General features: G+C 68.2%; 6 protein-coding genes and 1 pseudogene. All 7 read right to left on the bottom strand.

Annotated features, from left to right (window positions below):
• A partial coding sequence (locus B4M62_RS09410; protein WP_290706984.1) for an amino acid permease occupies positions 1-1576 on the bottom strand: 1576 nt, incomplete at its 3' end.
• 126 nt (positions 1577-1702) lie between these two features.
• On the bottom strand, positions 1703-2404 hold the full coding sequence (nadD, locus tag B4M62_RS09405; protein WP_290706983.1) for a nicotinate-nucleotide adenylyltransferase: 702 nt from the start codon (positions 2402-2404) through the stop codon (positions 1703-1705).
• Between the two features lie 17 nt (positions 2405-2421).
• Positions 2422-3867 carry a vWA domain-containing protein gene (locus tag B4M62_RS09400; protein ID WP_290706981.1) on the bottom strand — a complete coding sequence of 482 codons (1446 nt, stop codon included), beginning with the start codon at positions 3865-3867 and terminating at the stop codon, positions 2422-2424.
• Positions 3867-4814: an AAA family ATPase gene (locus B4M62_RS09395; protein WP_290706979.1), complete on the bottom strand. Its 948-nt coding sequence runs from the start codon at positions 4812-4814 to the stop codon at positions 3867-3869. Before B4M62_RS09395 ends, B4M62_RS09400 begins: the two co-directional genes overlap by 1 nt.
• The gene (locus B4M62_RS09390; protein ID WP_290706976.1) at positions 4814-6097 is read right to left on the bottom strand and encodes a glutamate-5-semialdehyde dehydrogenase; all 1284 of its coding nucleotides are present in this window, start codon (positions 6095-6097) and stop codon (positions 4814-4816) included. The genes B4M62_RS09395 and B4M62_RS09390 overlap by 1 nt, the downstream gene beginning before the upstream one ends.
• 230 nt (positions 6098-6327) lie before the next feature.
• Positions 6328-7017, bottom strand: coding sequence for an HNH endonuclease family protein (locus tag B4M62_RS09385; protein ID WP_290706974.1), 690 nt, complete (start codon positions 7015-7017; stop codon positions 6328-6330).
• A 56-nt stretch (positions 7018-7073) separates the two neighbouring features.
• Positions 7074-7443, bottom strand: a pseudogene (locus B4M62_RS09380) (ATP-dependent DNA helicase RecG); the annotation flags it as partial.

Genomic DNA, 7443 nt, shown 5'->3' with positions numbered 1-7443 from the left:
CGACCACCGGGATCTGCTCGGTGATCGCCGACGACGGCGATGGCGAGCGCGTGACGTTCACCGCACCCGTCCCCACCGCGACCGCAGTCCCCACCGTGACCGCAGTCCCCACCGTGATGCCGGCATCTGCATCACTAAGGGGGTCACCACCGGCCGGGTCCCCGTCGCCAGTCGACTTCTGCAGCGCGCGCCACAGCTGGTACCCGAGGATGACGAGCAGGAACCAGACCGCGCCAACCGCCAGTGCGGTGCGACCCGAACTGGTGAACCCGAGCAGGATCAGCACCCCGACAAAGAAGGCCAGCGTGAGATAGGACGTGACGGGTGCGCCGGGCACCGTGTAGTCGGTGGGCGGCAGCAACCCCTGCTTGATGCGGTTTCGGTAGACGAGGTGGCAGACGATGATCGTCGACCACACGACGAGGATGCCGACGGTCGACACGGAGGTGATCCAGAGGAAGGCGCGGCTGGTGTCGATCACGTTGATCACCACGCCGATGATCATCACCGCCGCCGACAACACGATCCCGGTGATCGGCACGTGGCGCGAAGACAGGCCCGATAACTGGTGCGGGGCGTCACCGCGCATCGACAGCGACCGCAGCATGCGCCCCGTCGAGTAGATGCCGGAGTTGCACGATGACAGTGCCGCGGTCAACAGGACGAAGTTGATGATCCCGGCCGCACCCGGCATCCCGACATCTTCGAAAACCTGCACGAACGGACTGGTCCCCTCGTGAAAGTTGCGCCACCCCTTCACGCACAGGATGACCATCAGCGCGCCGAGATAGAAGATCCCGATCCGGAACGGCACCGAATTGATCGCCCTGCGCAGCGTGACCCTGGGGTTCTGCGCCTCCCCGGCGGTGACGCCGACCAGTTCCACGCCCACGTAGGCGAACATGACGATCTGCAGCACGAGCAACGCGTTCCAGTGCCCCGTCGGGAAGAATCCCCCGTCGTTCCACAGGTTGGCCACCGAGGGGCCGTGCTCGGGCCCGAACCCGGCGATCGGCAGGAGAATGCCCAGGCCGATGATGATCATGCCGAAGATGGTCACGATCTTGATGCTGGAGAACCAGAATTCGGCGCGACCGAACACGCCGACGGAAATCAGATTGGCGCAGAACAGGACGCCCAGCGAGACCAGCGCCGTCAACCAGACCGGGATCACCGGCCACCAGTAGTTGACGTACTTGCCGGCGACGGTGATCTCAGCCATACACGTGGTCACCCACACCGCCCAGTAGGTCCAGCCCTGACTGAACCCGGCAAAACGGCCGAGGAACTCGTCGGCGTACTCCGAGATGCCGCCGGCGACCGGCCGGTACAGCAGCAGCTCGCCGAGCGCGCGCATCATGAAGAACACTGCGAGACCGGCCACCCCGTAGGCGACCAGGAGTGCCGGGCCGGCCATTTCGATGGCGGCACCCGACCCGTAGAAGAGTCCGGTACCGATGGCACCGCCGATGGCGATCATCTGGACGGTGCGCGTGGTGAGTCCGCGCTGGTACCCCTCGTCAGTGTCGACGGTCACGGCGTGCGGGCCGGTCGGTACGGGAGCGGTCGTAGTCACAGGGGCAATCCTTCGACTCGGTGCCGGTGGGGTCGGAGATACGACGGGTCCGGCAGACTGCGGAACACTTTAGCGACCGCGTCGCGCGGTGGTGCGGCGCGACAATAATTCGCCCGCGTTCGAGCGTTATCCCGGCGCCGAAACACTGGGCCCCGGATGCGGCCACCGACGGTACAGCCCTCGCTTGGCGATGTATTGCACCACCCCGTCGGGGACCAGGTACCACACCGGCCGGGCCGCCGCCGCACGAGCACGGCACTCCGTCGACGAAATCGCCAGTGCCGGAATTTCCAGCATCTGCAGCGTGTCCGGCGGCAATTCGCGCAGATGCTTGGCGAGATGGGTGGCAGACAGTTCATAGCCGGGGCGGCTGACACCGACGAAGCGGGCCAGAGCGAGCATCTCGTCGAAGTCCTGCCAGGACAGGATCGACTCCAGCGCATCGGCACCGGTGATGAAGTACAACTCCGCGTCGGGAAGCAGGCGGCGCAGGTCGCGCAAGGTGTCCACCGTGAAGGTGTTGCCCTCGCGGTCGATGTCGACGCGACTGACGGAGAACTGCGGGTTCGACGCGGTGGCGATGACGGTCATCAGGTAACGGTCCTCCGCCGGACTCACGTCGCGCGCCGAGACCTGTCCCGCCCCCAGCTGCCCACCGCCGGTCTTCTGCCACGGCCGGCCGGTCGGAACGAAGATCACCTCGTCGAGCCCAAACCGGTGGGCCACCTCACTACCGGCGACGAGGTGCCCGTTGTGGATCGGATCGAAGGTCCCGCCCATGACCCCCACCCGGCGGCGGCGCGTCATGGCCCGGGCATCTGTCGACATGGCGCCAAAGCTTACGCTCACACCGGCAATAGATCGCCGATAACCTTGGCCAACTGTTCGGCATTGCGGCATTCGTACATGTCGATCACCTCGGCATAAACGTCGGCGTCCGAGTCGCCGCTGCCCCAATCCTCGCGTCGCTCCGGATTGAGCCAATAGGCGTGCCGCACCCGCTCGGTCAAGGCGAGCAGCGATTCGGTCTCCGTCCAGTGGTAGTTGTTGCGCGCATCGCCAAGGATCAGCAGCGCACCCCGGTGGGTCAGCGAGTCGAGATAGTCGCGGGCGAACCCGTTGAGCATGTGCCCGTAGTCGGAGTGGCCGTCGCGGGTCGCGATCCGGGCCGTGGTGATCATCTCGTGCATGACCTCCCCGAAAGTCTCGTCGGCCTGGCCGCGATCGAAGAAGTCGGTCACCTCGTCGACGGTGTCGACGAAGGCGAACACCCGCACCTTCGAGAACTGTTGACGCAGGGCGTAGACGAGTTGGAGCGTGAACTGCGAGAAGCCCGATACCGAGCCGGAGACGTCGCAGACGACCACCAGTTCGGGACGGCCGGGGCGCGGGCGCCGGTGGGTCAGCTTGATCGGGACGCCCCCGGTCGACATCGAGGCCCGCAACGTGCGCCGCACGTCGACTGGGCCGTGCCGCGCCCGCCGGCGACGAATCTCCAACCGGGCCGCGAGCAACCGGGCCAGCGGTTGCACGGTGCGCCGGATCTGCGCCAGATCGCGCGGGCCCGAATGCAGGAAGCTCATCTGCTCGGGCAACTTGGGCACCGCGTACTCGGCGACGCGGTCCCGCCCGTGCCGGCCGGCCATCCGCCGTTGTGTCTCGGCCTCGATTCCCGCGCGCAACTGCGCCGCGCGGTCCGCCGCTGCCCGCCGGTAGCGGGGCTGGGTCCCCGCCCGTGCACCCGACTCGTCATCAACCGCACCGCGCGCCATCGCGGCCGCGATGGCGGCGATCAACGTTTGCGGGTTGATCGTCGACGTCGCCTGGTAGGCCGAGAACGCCTCGCCCCGCGCCCCCTCATAGCGACCGAACTCGTCGACGATCATGGCGATCAACTCGCCCTGACGGCCGTCGGTACCCGCCGCATCGTCGGCCATCACCTCGGCGACCATATCCCGAAATGCCTCGATGTCGACGTTTCCGTCGGCGTCGCGCGGAATCTCGGTCGCCGTGGTGCGCGCCCCGGTGCCCAACGGGAACCACAGGTCGAAGGCGCGGTCGAACATGTCGCGGTGCATGTGGGTGGACAGCAGAGTGGCAGCCAGGCCTTCGCGGAGCGACGCGCGGTCCAGCAGGTCGAGGACGCCCACCGCCTGGCCCGCATCGAGTAGAGCGGCCGGGCCGATGTCGATACCACGTCGCCGCAACTCATCGATGAACGCCACCAGGTGGTCGAGGAGGGGCACCGGCGACACCTCCGGTCGCTCCGCGAACTCCGCTCGCCCCGACATCAGTCTTGGTTCAGCTTGAGTTCTTTACGCGCGGTCGCCAGGTCGGGCCGGTGCTTGAGAACCACGCCGAGGGTTCGCGCGATCAGCGAGTCGTCGATCCGGCCGTTGGCGAGCTTTGCCTCCGGGCTGCCCGCGGGGGCGCCGGCGGCCAGGGCGAGCAGGGTGTTGCCCCAGTCGATGGTTTCCGAGACCGACGGCTTCTTACGGATATCGAGCCCGCGCAGCGCCCCGATGATCCGGACCACCTCGGCGGCGAGCACTTCGGGCAGGTCCGGCACCCGGCTGGCGAGGATCTCCTTTTCCCGCGCGGCGTCGGGAAAGTCGATGTACAGGTACAGGCAGCGGCGTTTGAGCGCTTCGGACAGTTCGCGGGCCGCGTTGGAGGTGAGGATCACGATCGGTCGCTGCGCCGCGCGAACGGTGCCCATCTCCGGGATCGACACGGCGAAATCGGACAGCACCTCCAACAACAGCCCCTCCATGTCGACTTCGGCCTTGTCCACCTCGTCGATGAGCAGCACGGTCGGCTCGGTCCGCGAGATCGCCTTCAGCAACGGCCGTGGGAGCAGGAACTCGGCAGAGAAGATGTCGGTCTTGGTATCGGCCCAGTCGCGGGCACCGGTCGACTGGATGTGCAGGATCTGCTTCGCGTGGTTCCACTCGTACAGCGCGCGGGCCTCGTCAAGACCCTCGTAGCATTGGAGCCGGACCAGATCGGCCCCGGTGGCCGCGGCGATCGCCTTGGCCAACTCAGTCTTGCCAACGCCGGCGGGACCTTCGACGAGCAGCGGCTTTCCGAGTCGGTCGGCGAGATAGGTCGCCGTCGTGGTCGCCGCGTCGGGGAGGTATCCGGTGGCGGTCAGCCGCTGCGCAACGTCGTCGACGGAGCCGAATGCGGGCACGATCGTCGACTCCGCGGACGCCGCCGGCCTGGTGTCACGCGTCATCAGACGGGCCGAATCTGGCCGTCGCCCCAGACGACCCACTTGGACGAGGTCAGTTCCGGCAGGCCCATCGGGCCGCGGGCATGCAACTTCTGGGTCGAAATCCCGATCTCGGCGCCGAAGCCGAACTGCTCACCGTCGGTGAACGCGGTGGAAGCGTTGACGATGACCGCCGCGGCGTCGACCCGCCTGGCGAATTCGTTGGCGGCAGCAAGGTCGGCGGTGATGATGGCCTCGGTGTGTCCGGTGCCGTAGCGCCCGATGTGTTCGATCGCCTCATCAAGCCCCGCAACGCGGCGCACCGCGATGTCCAGCGACAGGTACTCCTCACTCCAGTCCTTCTCGGTGGCCGCTTCCATCCCCTCCTCGTCGCCGTGGATGGTGACACCGGATTCCTGCAACGCCGCCACGAGGCGCGGAAGCGCGACGTCGGCGATCGCGTCGTCAATCAGCACCGTCTCCGCGGTGTTGCAGACGCTCGGCCGCCTGGTCTTGGCGTTGATGACGACCGCCTGGGCCATGTCCAGGTCGGCCGCCCGGTGGACGTAGACGTGACAGTTACCCGTCCCAGTCTCGATCGTCGGAACGGTCGCGTTGGCGACCACCGCACTGATCAAACCGGCACCGCCGCGCGGGATGACCACGTCGACGAGGCCACGTGCCTGGATCAGTGCCGTGACACTGGCCCGGTCGTGGGCGGGCAGAAGCGCAACTGCGCCCGGACTGATCCCGTGCGCCCCGAGCACCTCGCGCAGCACCGCGACCAGCGCAGCGTTGGAATCGGCGGCGGAACTCGATCCGCGGAGCAGGACCGCGTTGCCCGACTTGAATCCGATCCCGAACGCATCCACGGTGACGTTGGGTCGCGCCTCGTACACGATGCCGACGACGCCCAGCGGCACCCGGATCTGACGCAGCGTCAACCCGTTGGGCAGGGTCTTCCCCGCCAGCACCTCTCCGATGGGGTCAGGCAGCGCCGCGACCTGCCGCAGCCCATCGGCGATGCCGGCGACGCGCGTCGGGGTGAGACGCAGGCGATCGAGCAGACTGGTCTCGGTCCCCGCGGCTTCGGCGCGGGCGATATCCGAGCCGTTGGCGGCGACGATTGTCTCGGTGGCGGCCTCTATCGCCGCGGCCGCGGCGTTCAGGACCGTGTTCTTCTCGGCGGTCGACAGCGCGGCCAGGGTCCGCGACGCCGCCTTCGCGGTAGTGGCCAGCGCAGTGACCTCGACGGCCACCGCGTCTGCCGGCGCCGCGGTACCGGGGTCGCGGGTGGGTGCGCTCATCACGTTCCTTCGCTCGGGTTTGGACTCCACATGTCGTTGAACCAGACATGTCTTTGATCCAGGTTAGCGCCGGTGTGGCCGACGGCTTTCTCCGGCGTGGTTGAGGTGCCCACTCGACGGGGTTGAGGTGCCCACTCGGCGGGGTTGAGGTGCCCACTCGGCGGGGTTGAGGTGCCCACTCGGCGGGGTTGAGGTGCCCACACGGCGGGGTTGAGGTGCCCACTCGGCGGCTACCGGCAGCCGCGCAACGCGCCGTCCAGCACGCGCGCCGACGGTTCGTCGAGCAGTATCGGATAGGACGCGAGCACCGCCACAAACTGCTTGGCGTATTGGCAGTGAAACTGGCGGGCCGGGGGCATCCAGCGGGCCGGCTCGAGGTCGCTCTTGTCCTGATTCGACTTCTCGTCGACCGCAACCAGGTTGGCCGGGTCATTGGCAAGGCGCAGCCGGGCCGTCGACGACCACCCGTGCGCTCCCATGTCCCAGGCGTAAGACAGCGGCACGATGTGATCGATCTGCACCGCGGTGGCACGGCTGCGCCGGAACACCAGCACCCGACCGCTGTACGGACTGCGCAATCGGCCGGCCGTCACCGTCGCGGCACACCGCGGGCCGGGTGCGGTCACCGCCTCGTCCAGGTCGCGCCGCAGGATGTCGTTCCGGGTGTCGCAGGCATTGTTGCCGCCGAACACATCCGTCGCGTCGGCCCAGGCCGCGCCGAATGCGGAGCGCCGGTAGTCCGGCCGGTGCGGGAGCCGCGCCGCCACCCGTGGAATGCGCTGCAACTCGGCCAGCCACCCGCGCGCCGAGGCCGGCGGATCGCGCCGCTGGTCCATCGCCATCGACCCGGCCGCGAACACGGCGAGCGCGGTGGCGCCGATCAGCAGCGCCCAGACGCGTCGCGAGAACATCTCCCCCATGTGGACTTAGACGCGCGCGGGCGGCGCCCGGTTCCCCGACAACCCACGGGCGGGTATCAGGACTTGTCGAGGAAGTCCGCACGGGAGCCGACGACCGCATCGATGATCGTCGCGGCGCCCGGGTGGTCGCCGAGGACGAAGTCGTCGTCGACGACCGACCGAGCGAGGCCACGGGCATCGGCGATGACGTCGGCATCGGACAATAACGAGAGGAAGCGCAGCGACGACGATCCCCCCGACTGCAGTGCACCCAGGACATCGCCCTCCCGGCGCTCGGCCAGGTCGAGGCGGGCCAACTCGAACCCATCGGTCGTGGCGGCCACCGCCGACAACCGGCGGAACGCCGCGGAGCCCTCCGGTACGGCCGTGACCAGAAGACACAGGCCGGGCAGCCCGCCCCGACCCACCCGCCCGCGCAACTGGTGC

This window comes from Gordonia sp. UBA5067, assembly GCF_002414845.1.
Lineage (GTDB): Bacteria > Actinomycetota > Actinomycetes > Mycobacteriales > Mycobacteriaceae > Gordonia > Gordonia defluvii.
Note: the sequence above shows the minus strand (reverse complement) of the source record. Positions and strands in the feature narration are given on the sequence as shown.